The organism is Nocardioides alkalitolerans DSM 16699 (assembly GCF_000426525.1).
Classification (GTDB): domain Bacteria; phylum Actinomycetota; class Actinomycetes; order Propionibacteriales; family Nocardioidaceae; genus Nocardioides; species Nocardioides alkalitolerans.
The window spans coordinates 333,658-350,574 of sequence record NZ_AUFN01000012.1 but is presented as its reverse complement, the minus strand read 5'-3'; the positions used below and the strand labels follow the sequence as shown (position 1 = coordinate 350,574).

Below are 16,917 nucleotides of genomic sequence, written 5' to 3'. Positions count from 1 at the left end.
TCGACCCATGACGATCGAGCTCGAAGACGGCGGTTCCCTCCAGCCCGGGTACGACGAGGCGTTGCGCGCCGGCCTCGCCGCGGTCGGCGCCGACCACGCCCGGGTCGTGGTCTCCGGGGTGTTCGACACCACCGTCGGACGGCTGATCGGGCACCACACGTACGCCGAGGACCGCGGCGCCGGGGCGGTCACCGCCCGCACCCTCGCCGACCCGGCCGCCACGATCGTCGTCAACCGGCGCGCCGTCGAGACGCAGGAGCTCACGGTCGACGACGTCGAGCGCATCGCCGCCCACGAGGGCGGCCACGTGCTGATGAACGACCGCGAGGAGGGTCTCGGCTGGCACCAGGACCTGGCGACCGACCAGGTGTCGTTCCACCTCCTGACCATCGCCGCCGGCGTCATCGAGGAGCACCGCTGCGAGGCGGCACTGGCCGCGCGGCGCACCTACCCGGCGATGCGGGGCCGCCGAGCGGTCGACCTCGCGGGCAACCTGCACGACGCGAACGTCGCGTTCCTCGGCGCCGTGAGCGACGAGGAGTCCGCCGACCCCGCCGTGCTGCACCACCGGATCGTCGACGGCGTCGTCACGCCGCTCTCCAAGACGCTCGCGGTGACCCTGGCGGGCACCATCGGGGGCGCCGACGAGGTCGCCGGTCTGGTGGGCGACCGCGAGGACTGGCGCGACTACGTCGAGCCGACGTGGGCGCGCCGTACCCAGTTCCTCGCCGGCCTGCCGACCGCCACCGAGCCGATGGCCCGCGACGCCTACCGCGACGCGTTGCAGGAGGGGGCGCGCATCGAGGCGGCGTTCCTGCGCGACGTGGGGTTCGAGTACCTCTCCGACGACCAGGGCTGGGGCTTCGTGCGGGTCGTGGCCGACGAGCGCTGCGCCGAGCGGCTCGACCGCGCGCTGCGCATCGACCGGCTGAGGGCCGCCGGGAAATGAGAAGAACCGCGGTGGAGTCTCGGGTCTCCACCGCGGTTCTGAGTAGAAGTATGCCGCGCGATCCTCGGGGTGTCCTCGACTTTCGCTCAACATCCGCTCAAGTCAATTCGTGTCCACCGCCGACGCCGTGGTCGCACCCGCCCGCGACGAGGTGCCAGGGTGGTCGGCCGGACCGTCCCGCACCGGGACGGGTGACGGCGAGGAGATGCGACGCGTGACCACCATCGGACGGATCAGCCAGGTCGTGGGCACGTGGTTCACCCTCATCGTGCTCGCCGCGGGGGCACTGGCCCTCGCCACCCCGAGCACGTTCGACGGACTGGGGCCGGCGGTGCCGTGGATGCTCGCGGTGATCATGCTGGGGATGGGCCTCACGCTGCGGCCGGTCGACTTCGCGATCATCGGCCGGCGGCCGTGGGCGCTGCTCCTGGGCGTGGCCGCGCAGTACACGATCATGCCGCTGCTCGGCTGGGGCGTCGCGCAGCTGCTCGACCTCTCGCCGGTGCTGACCGCCGGCATGATCCTCGTGGGCGCGGCGCCCGGCGGCACGGCGTCCAACGTCATGGTCTTCCTGGCGCGCGGTGACACCGCCCTGTCGGTCGCGATGACCTCGGTCTCGACGTTCCTCGCGCCGGTGCTCACGCCGCTGCTGATCCTCGCCCTGCTCGGGGAGGACCTGCCCGTCTCGGGCGGCGACCTGTTCGTCTCGATCGTGCAGATCGTCCTGGTGCCGGTCGTGGCCGGCGTCGCCCTGCGGGCGGTGTTCCCCCGCGCGGTCGAGAAGGTCGTCGAGGTGCTTCCCCTCGTCTCGGTGCTCGGCATCACGGGCGTGGTGCTGGCCGTCGTCGCCGGGAGCGCCGACACCCTGCTCTCCGTCGGTGCCGTCGTCGTGCTCGCGGTGGTGCTCCACAACGTCGGCGGCCTGACGCTGGGCTACCTCGTGGGCCGGGTCTGCGGGCTCCCGGTCTCGGGTCGCCGCGCGGTCAGCATCGAGGTGGGCATGCAGAACTCCGGCCTCGCCGCCGCCCTCGCCACGGTCCACTTCGCCCCGGCCGCGGCCCTGCCGGCGGCGATCTTCTCGGTGTGGCACAACGTCTCCGGCTCCCTGCTGGCCGGCTACTGGTCGCGCCGCCCCGGCGGCACCGACAGCCCCGACGACACCGGTGACCGGGCGGGTACGGCGGACGCCGTCGTCCGCCCGGCGCAGGGCGCCTAGCGCGACGCGCCCGTCGGTCGAGGTTTCGCGGGACCGAGGCGGGACCACACTGCACGCCATGACCCACGCGCTCCCGCCCGGCGGCAACGTCGGCCTCGCCCAGCTCGGCCTCCCCGGACCCGACGGCGCCATCGTCGTCACCCTCACCTGGCAGACCACCCCGGGCGTCGACGCCGACCTGTCCGCGTTCCTCTGCGGGGCGGACGGCCGGGTGCGCAGCGATGCCGACTTCGTCTTCTACAACCAGCCCGAGGGCGGTGGGGGCGCCGTACGCCACCTCGGTCGCGCGGTGGAGGGCGGGCGCACGGTCGACCGCATCGCCGTGAGCGTGGGATCCCTGCCGACCGACGTCGAGAAGGTGGTGATCGGCGCCTCGCTCGACCCGGGTGCCGCCGGCGCCACCTTCGGACGCCTCGCCGGGCTCGGCGTCGAGGTCGCGGCCGGGCCCGGTGCTCCTGCCGCCCTCCGGTCCGAGATGGCGGCGGGGGAGCAGACCGCGCTCGTGTTCGCCGAGGTCTACCGCCGCACCGGACCCGCCGGGGTCGAGTGGAAGGTGCGCTCCGTGGGCCAGGGCTTCACCACGGGGCTGGCGGGCCTGGCCGGCGACGTCGGCGTGCAGGTCGACGACGACGGCACCGAGAAGGCCGCCGCTCCGGTCGCCGCCCCGCCCCCGCCCGCGGCTCCGGCCCCGCCCGCGGCTCCGGCCCCGCCCGCGGCTCCGGCCCCGCCCGCGGCTCCGGCCCCGCCCGCGGCTCCGGCCCCGCCCGCGCTGTCGCTCGAGAAGAAGCGGATCGTCGACCTCGAGAAGCGGCTCGCGTCCACCGGCGACACCGGCATGCTGTCGCTGGTCAAGAAGGCCGGCGTCTCGCTCGAGAAGCGCGGCCTCGCCGAGCACACCGCCCGGGTCGCCCTGGTGCTCGACATCTCGGGCTCGATGGCCCGGCTCTACAAGAAGGGCGTGGTGCAGCGGCTCGCCGAGCGGGTGCTGGCGCTCGGGCTCCGCTTCGACGACGACGGCGAGGTCGACGTCTTCCTGTTCGGCAAGCGCGTGCACCGGCCGGACGGCCTGTCGCTCGACGGCTACCAGTCGCGCGTGGGGGAGTACGTCGCGCAGCACAAGCTCGAGTTCGACACGAAGTACGGCGCCGCGATGGCGGCCGTGCGCGAGCACTACTTCGGCAGCGCCCAGGCGCGGACGTCGCCGCTGGCCGCCGAGACCCCGGTCTTCGTCATGTTCCTCACCGACGGCGCGCCGTCGGACCCGAAGGTGGCGACCGAGCAGGTGCGGGCGTCGTCGTACGAGCCGGTCTTCTGGTGCTTCATGGGCATCGGCGAGGCCCGCACGTTCCGGTTCCTCCAGGAGCTCGACGACCTCCAGGGTCGGCACGACGACAACGCCGACTTCTTCGCCGTCTCGGCCGACGACCTGCTCGGCAAGCGCCCGATCGCCGACGAGCAGCTCTTCGAGCACCTCATGAACGAGTACGCCGCGTGGGTGCGGCGCGCGCCGTCGCGGGGCCTGCTGCGGCGCTGACCCCTGACCGCTGGCCGCCGCCGGCTGACCGGTGCTAGGCCCCGAGCGCGTAGCCGGCGGCGGCCGCGACCACCGCGACGACCAGCATGCCGACGCCGTTGAGGAGGGCCGCGGCGTGGCGCCCCTCCCGCGCCAGCAGCACGGTGTCGACGGCGGCGGTGCTGAAGGTCGTGTAGCCGCCGAGCAGCCCGGTGCCGAGCACGAGGCCGAGATCGTCGGGCAGCAGCGTGCTCGCCGCCAGCCCCGTCATCAGCCCGAGCGCGAAGGACCCGGAGAGGTTGACGAGCCAGGTGCCCCAGGGGAACCCGTCGCCGAGACGGGCCCGCACGGCACCGTCCACCACGAACCGCAGCCCAGCACCCCCGCCGCCCGCCAGGGCGACCGCGCAGAACAGCAGCTCGCCCGTCATGCGGTGCCTCCGTGCGTACGGCGCCGGCCCGCGGCCACCGCGACGCCCCCGACCGACGCGACCAGCCCCAGCACCAGCGTGCCCGCGGCGTACCCGAGCCCGACCAGCGGGCGGTCGTCGAGCAGCAGCGCGGTGTCGACGGCCAGGGCGCTGTACGTCGTGAAGCCGCCCAGCACGCCGGTGCCGAGGAGGAGCCGGACGCGCTGGGCGCGATCGTCCTCGGGACCGCGGCGGGCGACGGTCTCGAGGAGCAGCCCGAGCAGGAACGCCCCGGCGACGTTGATCGCCGCGATGGTGAGCGGCACGCCGTCGACCGGCGGGAGGGCGAGATCCAGGCCGTGCCGCAGCCCGGTGCCCAGCGTCCCGCCGAGCACGACGAGCGCGACCAGGCCCGGGCGCAGGTGCGCCGGGCGGGCGCCGGAGGTGACGGAGGAGCGGGCGGAGGAGCGGGCGGCGGTCATGGTGCGCCGAACGCTAGACCAGCGCCGTGCGCCGCTCGATGGCGGCGACGTCGCGCACGGCGCCCCGGTCGGCGGAGGTGACCATCGCGGCGTACGCCCGCAGCGCGGTCGAGACCGGACGCTCGCGGTCCCGAGGGCGGTAGCCGCCGGAGGCCTCCAGGTCCGTGCGCCGGGCCTCCAGCACGGCAGGTGGCACGTCGAGCCGGATCGAGCGCCGGGGGATGTCGATGACGACCGTGTCGCCGTCCTCCACCAGCGCGATGGCGCCGCCGGCCGCCGCCTCGGGGGAGACGTGGCCGATCGACAGGCCCGACGTGCCGCCGGAGAACCGGCCGTCGGTGACGAGCGCGCACCGAGCGCCCAGCCCGCGGCCCTTGAGGAACGACGTCGGGTAGAGCATCTCCTGCATGCCGGGCCCGCCCCGAGGACCCTCGTAGCGCACGACGACCACGTCCCCGGCGCTCACCCGGCCCGAGAGGATCGCCTGGACCGCGTCCTCCTGGGACTCCACGACGACGGCCGGGCCGGTGAAGGTGAGGATCGACTCGTCGACCCCGGCGGTCTTCACGATGCAGCCGTCGGGTGCGAGGTCGCCCCGCAGGATCGCGAGGCCGCCGTCGGTGGAGTAGGCGTGCTCGACGTCGCGGATGCAGCCCGCGGCCGCGTCGAGGTCGAGGTCGTGCCAGCGCTCCGACTGGGAGAAGGCCGTCGCCGACCGCACGCAGCCCGGCGCGGCGTGGAAGAGCTCGACGGCGGCGGGTGTCGCCGTACCCCCGCGCACGTCCCAGTCGCCGAGCCACGACTCCAGCGAGGGGGAGTGGACCGACGAGACGTCCCGGGCGAGCAGCCCGGCGCGCAGCAGCTCGCCCAGGAGGGCCGGGATGCCGCCGGCGCGGTGCACGTCCTCGACCAGGTGGTCACCGTTCGGCGCGACCTTCGCCAGGCAGGGCACGTGGCGCGACAGCGCGTCGATGTCCTCGAGCGTGAAGTCGAGCTCGGCCTCGTGGGCCGCCGCCATCAGGTGGAGCACCGTGTTGGTCGACCCGCCCATCGCGATGTCGAGCGCCATGGCGTTCTCGAACGCCGAGCGCGACGCGATCGCGCGGGGCAGCACGGAGGCGTCGTCGTCGTCGTACCAGCGACGCGCCAGCTCGACGACCGTCGACCCGGCCGCCCGGTAGAGGTCGCGGCGCGCGGTGTGGGTGGCGAGGGTGGTGCCGTTGCCGGGCAGCGCCAGCCCGAGCGCCTCCGTGAGGCAGTTCATCGAGTTGGCGGTGAACATGCCGGAGCAGGAGCCGCAGGTGGGGCAGGCGACCTCCTCCATGCGGGCCAGGTCGTCGTCGCTGACGCTCGCGTCGGCCGCGGCCGACATCACGCTCACCAGGTTCAGCCCCGTGCGCACGGTGCCGTCGACGAGCGTCGCCCGGCCGCCCTCCATCGGGCCGCCCGAGACGAACACGGTGGGGATGTTCAGACGCAGCGCGGCCATCAGCATCCCGGGCGTGATCTTGTCGCAGTTGGAGATGCACACCAGCGCGTCGGCGCAGTGCGCCTCGACCATGTATTCCACCGAGTCGGCGATCAGGTCGCGCGACGGCAGCGAGTAGAGCATGCCGCCGTGGCCCATCGCGATGCCGTCGTCGACCGCGATCGTGTTGAGCTCGCGCGCGATGCCGCCGGCGGCGTGGATCGCCTCGCTGACGATCCGACCGACGGGCTGCAGGTGCGTGTGGCCCGGCACGAACTCCGTGAAGCTGTTCGCGACGGCGACGATGGGCTTGCCGAAGTCGGCGGCGTCGACGCCGGCCGCACGCAGCAGGGCGCGGGCGCCGGTCATGTTGCGGCCGTGGGTGACGGTGCGGGAGCGGAGAGCGGGCATGCCGCCATCCAGCCACGTCCGGCGGACCGCAGGAAGACGGCCCTGCTCCTAGTAGTGGGAGCACTAGGCTCGGCCCCGTGACCCAAGACGACGAGCGGCGCCGCGAGCTCGGCGGCTTCCTGCGCACGCGTCGGGAGTCGCTCGTGCGGGCCGACCACGACCTGCCGCCGGTGGGCCGCAGCCGGCTCACGGGCCTGCGTCGCGAGGAGGTCGCCTACCGCGCCGGGGTGAGCGTCACCTGGTACACCTGGCTCGAGCAGGGCCGCGAGATCAACCCGTCGCGCCAGGTGCTCGACGCGGTCGCCCGCACCATGCGCCTCACGGCCGCCGAGCACGGCTACGTGCTCGCCCTCGCGGGCTACGCGCCGGCTCCGGCCGACCGCCTCGACGCGGGTACGCCGGCCCCCACCCACGTGCGCCGGCTCCTGGACTCCTGGGGCACCGCCCCGGCGTTCGCCGTCTCCCCGGACTGGATGATCGTGGGCTGGAACGCGGCCTACGAGGCGCTCTACCCGAACGTCGCCCGGGTCGCCGACACCGACCGCAACCTGCTGCTGCTCATCTTCACGGACCCCTACGTGCGCCGGATGCTGCCCGACTGGGAGGTGACGAGCCGGCACTTCCTGGCGGAGTACCGCGCCGAGGCGGGTCCGCAGCTCGGGCTCCCGAGCCACGTGCGGCTGGTCGGCCGCCTGCTCGACGCCAGCCCGGACTTCGCCGCGGCCTGGGCGGAGCACCGCATCGAGCGCTTCGCGTCGCGGGAGCGGCGCTTCCACCACGACGACGTCGGTGAGCTGAGCTTCGAGCACCACCGGCTGACGCCGTCGGACCTGCCGGACCTGCACCTCGTCGTCTACCTGCCGACGACCCCGGAGGACGAGGCACGCGTACGGCGCCTCCTCCACCACGATTGAAACTTCAAGTAGTCTGCGGCTCCTCGATCGGAAGGCACATCCCGTGGCGCTCACCCTCACCGACTGGCAGGCCAGCTGGGACACCAGCCGGCCCGCGGACCTCGACCGACCCGTCGTGCTCCTGCTCCACGGCTTCGGCTCCCAGGAGCGGCACGTCGCGGGGATCGCTCCCTACCTGCCGGCCGACGTCGCCTGGGTGGCGCTGCGCGCGCCCATCCGGATGACGCCGGAGCAGTTCGCCTGGTTCCCCATCAGCACGCCCGGCTCGCCCGACCCCGCCGACGTCGCCCCCGCGACCGCCGTGCTCCGCGGCTGGGTGGCGGAGCACGTGCCGGCCCACCTGCCGGTGGTCCCCGTCGGCTTCTCCCAGGGCGGTCTCATGGCCTCCGAGCTGCTCCGCGCCGACCCCGAGCGCTACGCCGCCGTCGGACTGCTCGGCAGCTTCGTGCTGCAGGGCGACCACCCCGGCGACGCCGCGCTGCGCCGTACGCGACCGCCGGTCTTCTCCGGGCGCGGCGACGCCGACACCGTCATCGCGCCGCACGCGGTCACCCGCACCGAGGAGTGGCTGCCCGCGCACGCCACCCCCGCCGTGCGCGCCTACCCCGGGCTCGGCCACACCATCTCGCGTACCGAGGCCCAGGACCTCGGCGCGTTCGTCGCCGAGGTCCTCGGGCTCCCGCCGACCGCTCAGTAGTCGGCGAACAGCAGCACGCCCACGACGACTGCGGCCACGATCACGATCGCGGCCACCACGCCGATGAGCACGGGACGCGCCTCCCAGACCGACACCATCCCGGGGTAGCGCCGCGACAGCTCCTTGCCGTTGACCGGGTCGGGCACGTGGTCGACGTTCTGCTGGCCGAGCGCCTGCGCGACCGCGACCTGGGCGGAGCGGTCGACCTGCTGGCTGTTGAGCACGAGGATCCGCTTGCCGTCGTGGTTGCGCAGGTAGAGCCGGGTCGAGACCCCGGTGCCGGCCCGGTCGTAGGCCTGGAACTGCTCGACGAGCACCGCCCGCCCGATCTCGGCGCCGGGCACGAACTTCTTCAGCCCGCTCAGCCGCTGCACCGTGAGGCCCTGGGGCGCCAGCGTCACCTTGACGGGCAGCAGGGCCAGCACGATCGCCATCACGACGAGCGCGAGCACCACGAGCAGGACCTTGCCGAGGGTGTTCCAGTCCTCCGTGCGGCGGTTGGGCAGGAAGACCAGCACCGCCACCGCGACGGTCGCCAGCCCGAACCGGAGCGCCATGTTGCGGATCTGCGCCTGACCGATCCGGAACTCCTGCACGCCCTGAGGGCCGCCGGTCTGCTGACCGGGCTGCTGGTGCGGCTGCTGGTGCGGCTGGCCGTACGGCGCCGGGGCGGGCGACGCCTGCTGGTACGGCGGGGGCGTGGCGGGCCGCGCCTGCTGGGGGGCCTGGGGAGCCGGAGCGCCGTACGGCGGCGGGGAGCCGGCGGGCGGTCGGATCCGGGTCACGTCGGGGTCGGGCTGCGGGACCGGCCGGGGCTGCTGGGGCTGCTGGGGAGGCATCGGGGGGAGCGGGGGCTGCGACATGGGAGGCGTCGTTCCCCGCCCGGGCACCGCTCAACCGTCGGGCCTGCTCGGTCGCCCTCGCCCGGCTCCGCCGGTGGCCGCTCGACTACAGTGCACGGGTGTTCTGCCGCGTCGACCTCCCCCGATCGCGCCGTGCCTGACGCCTCCCGCGCCCGCCGTCGCTACGAGTCGCCCCTCCGCGAGGCCGCGGCTGCCGCCACCCACCAGCGGATCCTCGAGGCCGCCGCCGACCTCTTCGGCGCCCAGGGCTACCGCCCCACGACGATCGCCGGCATCGCCGAACGGGCCGGCGTCTCGGTGCCCCGGGTCAACCTCGCCGGGGCCAAGGCGCAGCTGCTCGTGGCCGCCTACCGGCAGCGCGTCGGCGGTGACCCCGACATGCAGCACGCGACCGACCAGCCGACGCTGCGCGAGATCATGGCGCTCCCCGCCGAGGAGGCGCTGGCCGGCTACGCGGGCTGGCTCCACCGCACCCACGTCCGGTCGGCCGGGCTCTGGTTCGCGCTGCGCACCGCGGCCGAGAACGACCCGGAGGCCGCGGCCCTGCTGGCCGAGATCCGTGCTCGCAACGACGAGGACTACCTGGTGGCCGTCGCCTGGGCCGACGGTCTCGGTCTGGTCAGCGGCGACGCGGACGCGTCGTACCGCGCCGAGGCCTGGGGGCTGCTCGGGTGTGCCGAGACCTATCACCGCCTCGTCGAGCAGTGCGGTTGGAGCGCGGAGCGCTACGTGGCCTGGGTCGTCGGTGCGGTCCGCACCACCGTGCTCGACCTCGACGCCTGAGGCCTGGCACCAGGACGGCCCAGGCCGCAGGACGGCTCAGGCCGGCCAGGTGAGCGGGTACTCCTCGGCCGCCTTGTCGTGCGCCTTGGCGAGCTTCTTGCGGGCCTTGGTCGGCAGGCGGTCGCCGAAGACGGTGCCGAGGGTGTGGTCGGTCTCGTGCTGGAGGCAGCGGGCGAGCAGGCCGTCGCCGGTGAAGGTGACCTCCTGGCCGTCGAGGCCCTGGCCGACGACGGTGGCGACGTCGGGGCGGGCGCAGGTCACGAACGCGCCGGGGTAGCTGAGGCACCCCTCCTCGTCCTCGTCGAGGTGGCGGCCCGCACCCTCGGGCACGCTCACGTCGGGGTTGCAGACGACCCCGGCGACCCGGCGGCCCTCGGCGTCGGGGCAGTCGAACACGAAGACGGCGCGGTCGACGCCGATCTGGCAGGCGGCGAGACCGACGCCGTCGGCGGCGTACATCGTCGCGACCATGTCGGCCACCAGGGCCCGCAGTTCCTCGTCGTACGACGTCACGGGCTGCTGCGGGGAGTGCATGACCGGGGTGCCCCAGCGCGTCATCGGGCGGACGGTGCCCCCGGTGGGCAACGGCCCGTACGGCGTGAGGTCGGGCGTGCTCGGGTCGGCGGGGGCGGTGGTCGGTTCGGCCATGAGGACGATCGTAGGAGAGGGCGTCCGGTGGGCCTCGGGGAGCGGCTGCGACAACTCGTCGGACAGAAAGTGTGGCGCTGTGTGTAACTGAGAGTTACATTTGCTCGCATGTCCCTCTCGAACAGCCTCAAGCCGGGCGGTCGCAACGGTGTCTCCGCCTCGGAGACCCGCGACCCGATCGGCTTCGCCGTCGCCGCCCTCAACGTGATCGCCCAGAGCGACCTCATCGACCGGCTGGGTCTGCGCAAGAAGACCGAGCAGGCCGTCTTCACCTCGACCCGCGGCGGGTTCGCCGCGCTCGGCAAGGCGAACCGCACGTTCGCCCGCCGCGGGCGCAAGAACGAGCCCGGCGTGCGGGTGCCGGCCGCCGATCCGAAGGGCGTGTTCGACCTGACGCCCACCGACGACGAGCAGATGCTCGTCGACGTCGTGGGTGAGTTCGCGGCCGAGGTCGTGCGTCCCGCCGCGGCCGAGGCCAACGAGACCTGCGCCGCCCCCGAGGCCCTGCTCAAGGCCAGCCTCGAGATCGGGCTGCCGATCCTCGGCGTGCCGGAGGCCCTCGGCGGCATCTCGGAGGAGCGCTCGGCCGTCGCCGGCACCCTCGTCGCCGAGACCCTGGCCCACGGCGACCTCGGTCTGGCCGTGGCGGCCCTGGCCCCCGGCGCGGTCGCCACCGCGCTGTCGCTCTGGGGCACCGACGCCCAGCAGGCGACCTACCTGCCCGCGTTCACGGCCGACGACGTGCCGGCCGCCGCGCTCGCGCTCACCGAGCCGACCGTGCTCTTCGACGTCATGACGCCCGCGACGAAGGCCGTCCGCAAGGGCGACGGCTACGTGCTGACCGGCGTGAAGTCGGGCGTCCCGCGCGGCGACGACGCCGAGCTGTTCGTCGTCGGCGCCGAGCTCGACGGCAAGCCCGTCCTGTTCCTCGTCGAGTCGTCGGCCGCGGGTCTCACCGTCGAGGCCGACCCGTCGATGGGTGTCCGCGCCGCGACCCTCTCCAAGCTGCACCTCGCCGGCGTCACGGTCCCGCTCGACGCCGTGCTGGGCGAGCAGGACGGCACGACGTACGCCGACTGCGTGCGCCTCTCGCGCCTCGCCTGGTGCGCGCTCGCCGTCGGCACCGGCCAGGCCGTGCTCGACTACGTCACGCCGTACGTGAAGGAGCGCCAGGCGTTCGGCGAGCCCGTCGCCCACCGCCAGTCCGTCGCCTTCATGGTCGCCAACATCGCGATCGAGCTGCAGGCCATGCGCCTCGTGACCTACAAGGCCGCCTCGCGTGCCGCCCAGGGCAAGCCGTTCGCCCGCGAGGTCGCCCTCGCCCGCCAGCTCTGCGCGAGCAAGGGCATGCAGATCGGCCTCGACGGCGTGCAGCTGCTCGGTGGGCACGGCTTCGTCAAGGAGCACCCGGTCGAGCGCTGGTACCGCGACCTGCGCGCCATCGGTCTCATGGAGGGAGGGGTCCTGGTCTGAGTCCGGCCCGCCATCCCACCGGACCCCACCACCAGGAGACACGACGATGATCAACCTCGAGACCCCCAAGAAGCACCGGGCGCTGGTCGACCAGGCCCACCAGGTCGCCATGAACATGCTGCGACCCATCTCCCGCAAGTACGACCGCGCCGAGCACGCCTACCCCAAGGAGCTCGACATGCTGGCGGCCATGATCGACGGCCTGTCGGAGTCGGGCGCCTCCGAGGGCGCCGGCGCCACGGGCGTCCGCCGCGACGAGAGCAAGGACAGCGGCACCGTGCGCAACGGCTCCAACCTCGCCTCGGTCATGTCCGTGGCCGAGATGTGCTGGGGCGACACCGGCCTGCTGCTCTCGATGCCGCGTCAGGGCCTGGGCAACTCCGCCATCGCCTCCGTGGCGAACGACGAGCAGCTCGAGCGCTTCAAGGGCCGCTGGGCCGCGATGGCCATCACCGAGCCGGGCGTCGGCTCCGACTCGGCCAACATCACCACCACGGCGGTGCTCGACGGTGACCACTACGTCATCAACGGCGAGAAGATCTACGTGACCTCGGGCGACCGCGCCGACTCGGTGGTCGTCTGGGCCACCCTCGACAAGTCGCTGGGGCGTGCCGCGATCAAGTCGTTCGTGGTCGAGAAGGGCACCCCCGGCATGAAGGTGGAGCGGCTCGAGCACAAGCTCGGCATCCGCGCCTCCGACACCGCGGTGATCATCTTCACCGACTGCCGCGTGCCGGCCGAGAACCTGCTCGGCTCGCCCGAGGTGGACGTCAAGCAGGGCTTCGCCGGGGCCATGGCCACCTTTGACAACACGCGTCCCCTGGTGGCGGCGATGGCGATCGGGTGCGCCCGGGCCTCCCTCGACCTCACCCGCGACCTGCTCGCCGAGGCCGGCGTCGTCGTCGACTACGACCGTCCCGGCCAGCTGCAGTCCGCCGCCGCGGCGAAGTTCCTGCAGCTCGAGGCCGACTGGGAGGGGGCCCAGCTGCTCACCATGCAGGCCGCGTGGATGGCCGACAACCGCAAGCCCAACTCGCTCGAGGCCTCCATGGCGAAGGCGAAGGCCGGCCGGGTCGGCTCCGACATCACCCTCAGCTGCGTCGAGCTCTGCGGCTCGGTCGGCTACAGCGAGGGCGAGCTGCTCGAGAAGTGGGCCCGCGACTCGAAGATCCTCGACATCTTCGAGGGCACCCAGCAGATCCAGCAGCTGATCGTGGCGCGCCGCCTGCTCGGCCTCACGAGCGCGCAGCTCAAGTGACGTCCTGAGACCGGTCGGCCCCCCAGACCACCGGTCCCGGTACGCCGAAGGCCCCCGACGCGATCGCGTCGGGGGCCTTCGTGCTGCTGGAGCGGGTCGGTGGTGGGTGGGGTGGTGGGTCTCGGTCGACGGTCTCAGCCGACGGCGCGGAACGGGTCGTGCTCGGCGAGGATGCGGTCGACGCGGGCCTGGTCGAGGCGGGCCACGACGTACGAGTTCTCCTGCGCGTCCCGCACGCACTTCGCGAGGGTGAACGAGGATGTGACGAGGAACAGCGTGCCGAGCGCCAGGAAGGCGCGGATCCAGGGGTCGACGGGCACGTAGACGACCGCGCAGACCATCGTCAGCAGGGCGACGCCGAAGGCGATGCCCGCCTGGAGGAAGAAGGCGTTGGTGTTCTTGTTCGAGGGGCCGCCGGCCGCAGGAGGAGTGCTCATGGGGAAGACCCTCGCCGACGACGAGGGGTCGTCGGACCCGTCGTCGTACTCAGATCGACCTGGGGTCCCCGCCTCGACCGACCCGGGTCGTGCCGACCCGGGGCCGACCGACTTGGGTGCGCTGGTCGCGCGCCTGCGCGCTGCCGGGTGCGTGTTCGCCGAGGAGGAGGCGGACGCGTTGGCGGCGGCCTCGGCACGCCCCGGCCGCGGCGCCGCCTGGCGGGAGGCCGCCACCGTCCGTCGGGTGGCGGGGGAGCCGCTCGAGCACGTGCTGGGTGAGGTCGCGTTCGCCGGGGCGCGGCTCTCCGTCGGCCCCGGTGTCTTCGTGCCGCGCACGCGCACGGGCCTCCTCGTCGACCGGGCCGTGGCGCTGCTGCCCGACGCCGGGCTGCTGGTCGACCTCTGCTGCGGCGTCGGCGCCGTGGGCGCCGTGACGGCGGCGCGCCGGGTGGACGCCCGCGTGGTCTGCGCCGACGTCGACCCCGCCGCGACCGTCCACGCCGAGCGCAACACCGCGTCGTACGGCGACCGCGCGAGCGTCGTCACCGGCGACCTGTACGACGCGCTGCCCCCGCGGTTGCGGGGCCGGGTCGACGTCGTGGCGGCCAATGCGCCGTACGTGCCGACCGGCGCGATCGGCGACATGCCCCGCGAGGCCCGGGAGCACGAGCCCCGGCACACGCTCGACGGCGGGGACGACGGGGCGGCGCTGCACCGGCGGATCGTGGCCGGTGCGGGGGAGTGGCTGGCCCCTGGCGGACACCTCGTGATCGAGGCCTCGCGGGCGCAGGCGTCGGAGCTGGCGAGCGCGATGGAGCGGGCGGGACTGGTCGCCCGCGTCGTGGTCGACGACGAGATCGGGGGGACGGTCGTCGAGGGTCGACTGCCCTCGGTGCTGTTGCCGTCCGGCGTTAAGGTCTGACCCGAGTGGCCCACGTCACAACGTGGTGGCGGGGCACTTCTCGGGAGGACATGTGGACAAGAAGTCGGGCGGGAAGCCGCCCCGGGCCCCGGGCGAACCGTCCCTCGCGGCCGAGCTCAGCGCGGAGTTCGCGGGGACGATGATCCTCATCCTGTTCGGCGTCGGGGTCGTGGCCTCGGTCGTCGCCGGCGGCAGGGGTGACATCGACTCGATCAGCTGGGCCTGGGGGCTCGGCGTGGTGCTCGGCATCTACACCGCCGCACGCATCAGCGGAGCCCACCTCAACCCCGCCGTGACCGTGGCGCTGGCCGTCTACCGCGGCTTCCCGTGGCGCAAGGTCGCCCCGTTCGCGGCCGCCCAGCTGGCCGGCGCGTTCGTCGCCGCGATCCTGGTGCGCCTCGTCTACCACGACGTGATCACGGCGTTCGACCCCGCGCTCGGCAAGGACTCGGGCGGCATCTTCTACACCTCGCCCGGGGTCACGGCCGACGGGTCGCCCGTCTCGGTGCTCACGGGCTTCGGTGACCAGGTGCTCGGCACCGCGGTCCTGGTGTTCCTGGTGCTCGCCCTCACGACGGCGGCGAACAACCCGCCGCTGGCCAACCTCGGCCCCTGGCTCATCGGCATGGTCGTCGTCGGGCTCGGCATGGCGTGGGGCGCCAACGCCGGCTACGCCATCAACCCCGCCCGCGACCTCGGGCCCCGGCTCGCCGCCTGGGTGACCGGCTACGGCAACGAGGTGTGGGAGTCCGCCTCGAGCGGTGCGCTGTACTTCTGGGTGCCGATCGTGGCGCCCGTCGTCGGTGCGCTCGTCGGTGGCGCGGCCTTCAAGCTCCTCATCGAGATCCACCTGCCCCCGGCCGACGTGCCGGAGCCCACGCCCGAACCCACCGACGAGACCCCCGCCGCCCCGCACAGGAGGAAGCACTGATGTCCGATCCCACCGAGAAGTACGTCGGCTCCATCGACCAGGGCACGACCAGCACGCGCTTCATGATCTTCGACCACGACGGCAACGAGGTGGCCCGCCACCAGCTCGAGCACGAGCAGCTGCTGCCGCAGGCGGGCTGGGTCGAGCACAACCCGGTGGAGATCTGGGAGCGCACCAGCTCGGTCATCCAGACCGCCCTCGGCAAGGCGCGGCTCACCTCCGACGACCTGGTGGCGCTGGGCATCACCAACCAGCGCGAGACGACCGTGGTGTGGAACAAGCGCACCGGGCGGCCCTACTACAACGCGATCGTCTGGCAGGACACGCGTACCGACCGCATCGCGAGCGCCCTGGACCGCGACGGTCGCGGCGACGTGATCCGCCAGAAGGCCGGACTGCCGCCCGCGACCTACTTCGCCGGCGGCAAGATCCAGTGGATCCTCGAGAACGTCGACGGGGTGCGCGAGGCGGCCGAGGCCGGCGACGCGATCTTCGGCACCACCGACAGCTGGCTCGTCTGGAACCTCACCGGCGGACGCGACGGCGGCGTGCACGTCACCGACGTGACGAACGCCAGCCGCACGATGCTGATGGACCTCGAGACCCTCGACTGGGACGACGAGCTGCTCGGCTTCTTCGACATCCCCCGGGCGATGCTGCCGGAGATCCGGTCGTCGTCGGTGCCCGAGGGGTACGGCGTGACCCGGGCGAACGGTCCCTTCTCCGGCGAGGTGCCGATCACCGGCATCCTCGGCGACCAGCAGGCGGCCACCGTCGGCCAGGTCTGCTTCGCGCCGGGCGAGGCGAAGAACACGTACGGCACGGGCAACTTCATGCTGCTGAACACCGGCACGGAGATCGTCCGGTCGAAGGCGGGCCTGCTCACGACGCCGGCGTACAAGTTCGGCGACGAGCCCTGCGTCTACGCGCTCGAGGGGTCGATCGCGGTGACCGGCTCGGCCGTGCAGTGGCTGCGCGACCAGCTGGGCATCATCTCCGGCGCCTCCCAGTCGGAGTCCCTGGCGCGCCAGGTGGAGGACAACGGCGGCGTCTACTTCGTGCCGGCGTTCTCGGGGCTCTTCGCGCCGTACTGGCGCAGCGACGCCCGCGGCGCGATCGTCGGGCTGTCGCGCTTCAACACCAACGCCCACCTGGCGCGGGCCACGCTCGAGGCGATCTGCTACCAGAGCCGCGACGTCGCCGACGCCATGGAGAAGGACTCCGGGGTGAAGCTCGAGGTGCTGAAGGTCGACGGCGGCGTCACGGCCAACGAGCTCTGCATGCAGATCCAGGCGGACGTGCTCGGCGTGCCCGTGAGTCGCCCGGTCGTCGCCGAGACGACGGCGCTGGGTGCGGCGTACGCCGCAGGCCTCGCGGTCGGCTTCTGGAAGGACACCGAGGAGCTGCGCGCGAACTGGAACGAGTCGAAGCGCTGGGAACCCACCTGGGACGAGGAGAGGCGCGACACCGGTCACGGCCAGTGGAAGAAGGCCGTCGAGCGGACGCTCGGCTGGGTGGACGTCGACTGACCCCGGAGCGAGCC

17 protein-coding genes are annotated in these 16,917 nt (G+C 73.5%); 11 read left to right on the top strand and 6 right to left on the bottom strand.

Annotated features, from left to right (window positions below; genetic code table 11):
- The first annotated feature begins 7 nt into the window (after window positions 1-7).
- From K329_RS0111490 to K329_RS26290, 3 genes are all read left to right on the top strand, one after another.
- The gene (locus tag K329_RS0111490) at window positions 8-949 is read left to right on the top strand and encodes a hypothetical protein (protein ID WP_028473156.1); all 942 of its coding nucleotides are present in this window, start codon (window positions 8-10) and stop codon (window positions 947-949) included.
- A gap of 214 nt (window positions 950-1,163) precedes the next feature.
- Complete coding sequence (locus K329_RS0111485) at window positions 1,164-2,165, top strand: bile acid:sodium symporter family protein (RefSeq protein ID WP_028473155.1); 1,002 nt, start codon at window positions 1,164-1,166, stop codon at window positions 2,163-2,165.
- A 58-nt stretch (window positions 2,166-2,223) separates the two neighbouring features.
- Complete coding sequence (locus tag K329_RS26290) at window positions 2,224-3,699, top strand: VWA domain-containing protein (protein ID WP_052336771.1); 1,476 nt, start codon at window positions 2,224-2,226, stop codon at window positions 3,697-3,699.
- A gap of 34 nt (window positions 3,700-3,733) precedes the next feature.
- Here K329_RS26290 and crcB read toward each other — a convergent pair whose 3' ends face one another.
- From crcB to ilvD, 3 genes are read right to left on the bottom strand one after another with little or no spacing between them, the layout of a single operon-like run.
- On the bottom strand, window positions 3,734-4,108 hold the full coding sequence (crcB, locus tag K329_RS0111475; protein WP_028473154.1) for a fluoride efflux transporter CrcB: 375 nt from the start codon (window positions 4,106-4,108) through the stop codon (window positions 3,734-3,736).
- On the bottom strand, window positions 4,105-4,569 hold the full coding sequence (locus K329_RS0111470) for a fluoride efflux transporter FluC (RefSeq protein WP_084541223.1): 465 nt from the start codon (window positions 4,567-4,569) through the stop codon (window positions 4,105-4,107). The genes crcB and K329_RS0111470 overlap by 4 nt, the downstream gene beginning before the upstream one ends.
- Window positions 4,570-4,582: 13 nt before the next feature.
- On the bottom strand, window positions 4,583-6,448 hold the full coding sequence (gene ilvD, locus K329_RS0111465; protein ID WP_028473152.1) for a dihydroxy-acid dehydratase: 1,866 nt from the start codon (window positions 6,446-6,448) through the stop codon (window positions 4,583-4,585).
- Window positions 6,449-6,525: 77 nt separating this feature from the next.
- On the opposite strand from ilvD, the gene K329_RS0111460 reads away from it, so the two are divergent.
- Window positions 6,526-7,362, top strand: a complete 837-nt coding sequence (locus tag K329_RS0111460) for a helix-turn-helix transcriptional regulator (protein WP_028473151.1) — start codon at window positions 6,526-6,528, stop codon at window positions 7,360-7,362.
- Window positions 7,363-7,405: 43 nt separating this feature from the next.
- On the top strand, window positions 7,406-8,059 hold the full coding sequence (locus K329_RS26285; protein WP_052336770.1) for an alpha/beta hydrolase: 654 nt from the start codon (window positions 7,406-7,408) through the stop codon (window positions 8,057-8,059).
- Here the strand turns inward: K329_RS26285 and K329_RS29545 are convergent.
- Window positions 8,053-8,898 carry a hypothetical protein gene (locus tag K329_RS29545; protein ID WP_169721589.1) on the bottom strand — a complete coding sequence of 282 codons (846 nt, stop codon included), beginning with the start codon at window positions 8,896-8,898 and terminating at the stop codon, window positions 8,053-8,055. The genes K329_RS26285 and K329_RS29545 overlap by 7 nt on opposite strands.
- A 156-nt stretch (window positions 8,899-9,054) precedes the next feature.
- On the opposite strand from K329_RS29545, the gene K329_RS31260 reads away from it, so the two are divergent.
- Window positions 9,055-9,705, top strand: coding sequence for a TetR/AcrR family transcriptional regulator (locus K329_RS31260; protein WP_028473150.1), 651 nt, complete (start codon window positions 9,055-9,057; stop codon window positions 9,703-9,705).
- Window positions 9,706-9,741: 36 nt separating this feature from the next.
- Here K329_RS31260 and def read toward each other — a convergent pair whose 3' ends face one another.
- Window positions 9,742-10,353, bottom strand: coding sequence for a peptide deformylase (gene def, locus K329_RS0111440; protein ID WP_028473149.1), 612 nt, complete (start codon window positions 10,351-10,353; stop codon window positions 9,742-9,744).
- Window positions 10,354-10,461: 108 nt separating this feature from the next.
- Between def and K329_RS0111435 the strand changes: the two genes are divergently transcribed.
- The gene (locus tag K329_RS0111435; RefSeq protein WP_028473148.1) at window positions 10,462-11,826 is read left to right on the top strand and encodes an acyl-CoA dehydrogenase family protein; all 1,365 of its coding nucleotides are present in this window, start codon (window positions 10,462-10,464) and stop codon (window positions 11,824-11,826) included.
- Between the two features lie 46 nt (window positions 11,827-11,872).
- A complete protein-coding gene (locus K329_RS0111430) occupies window positions 11,873-13,084 on the top strand; it encodes an acyl-CoA dehydrogenase family protein (protein WP_028473147.1) in 1,212 nt (403 codons plus the stop codon).
- 134 nt (window positions 13,085-13,218) lie between these two features.
- Here K329_RS0111430 and K329_RS0111425 read toward each other — a convergent pair whose 3' ends face one another.
- Window positions 13,219-13,521, bottom strand: a complete 303-nt coding sequence (locus K329_RS0111425) for a YiaA/YiaB family inner membrane protein (protein ID WP_028473146.1) — start codon at window positions 13,519-13,521, stop codon at window positions 13,219-13,221.
- Between K329_RS0111425 and K329_RS0111420 the strand changes: the two genes are divergently transcribed.
- From K329_RS0111420 to glpK, 3 genes are read left to right on the top strand one after another with little or no spacing between them, the layout of a single operon-like run.
- Window positions 13,520-14,443: a putative protein N(5)-glutamine methyltransferase gene (locus K329_RS0111420; RefSeq protein ID WP_084541219.1), complete on the top strand. Its 924-nt coding sequence runs from the start codon at window positions 13,520-13,522 to the stop codon at window positions 14,441-14,443. The two genes, K329_RS0111425 and K329_RS0111420, sit on opposite strands and share 2 nt — an antisense overlap.
- Before the next feature lie 52 nt (window positions 14,444-14,495).
- Window positions 14,496-15,374 carry an MIP/aquaporin family protein gene (locus K329_RS0111415; protein WP_052336768.1) on the top strand — a complete coding sequence of 293 codons (879 nt, stop codon included), beginning with the start codon at window positions 14,496-14,498 and terminating at the stop codon, window positions 15,372-15,374.
- Window positions 15,374-16,903, top strand: a complete 1,530-nt coding sequence (glpK, locus tag K329_RS0111410; protein WP_028473143.1) for a glycerol kinase GlpK — start codon at window positions 15,374-15,376, stop codon at window positions 16,901-16,903. The genes K329_RS0111415 and glpK overlap by 1 nt, the downstream gene beginning before the upstream one ends.
- Window positions 16,904-16,917 lie beyond the last annotated feature (14 nt).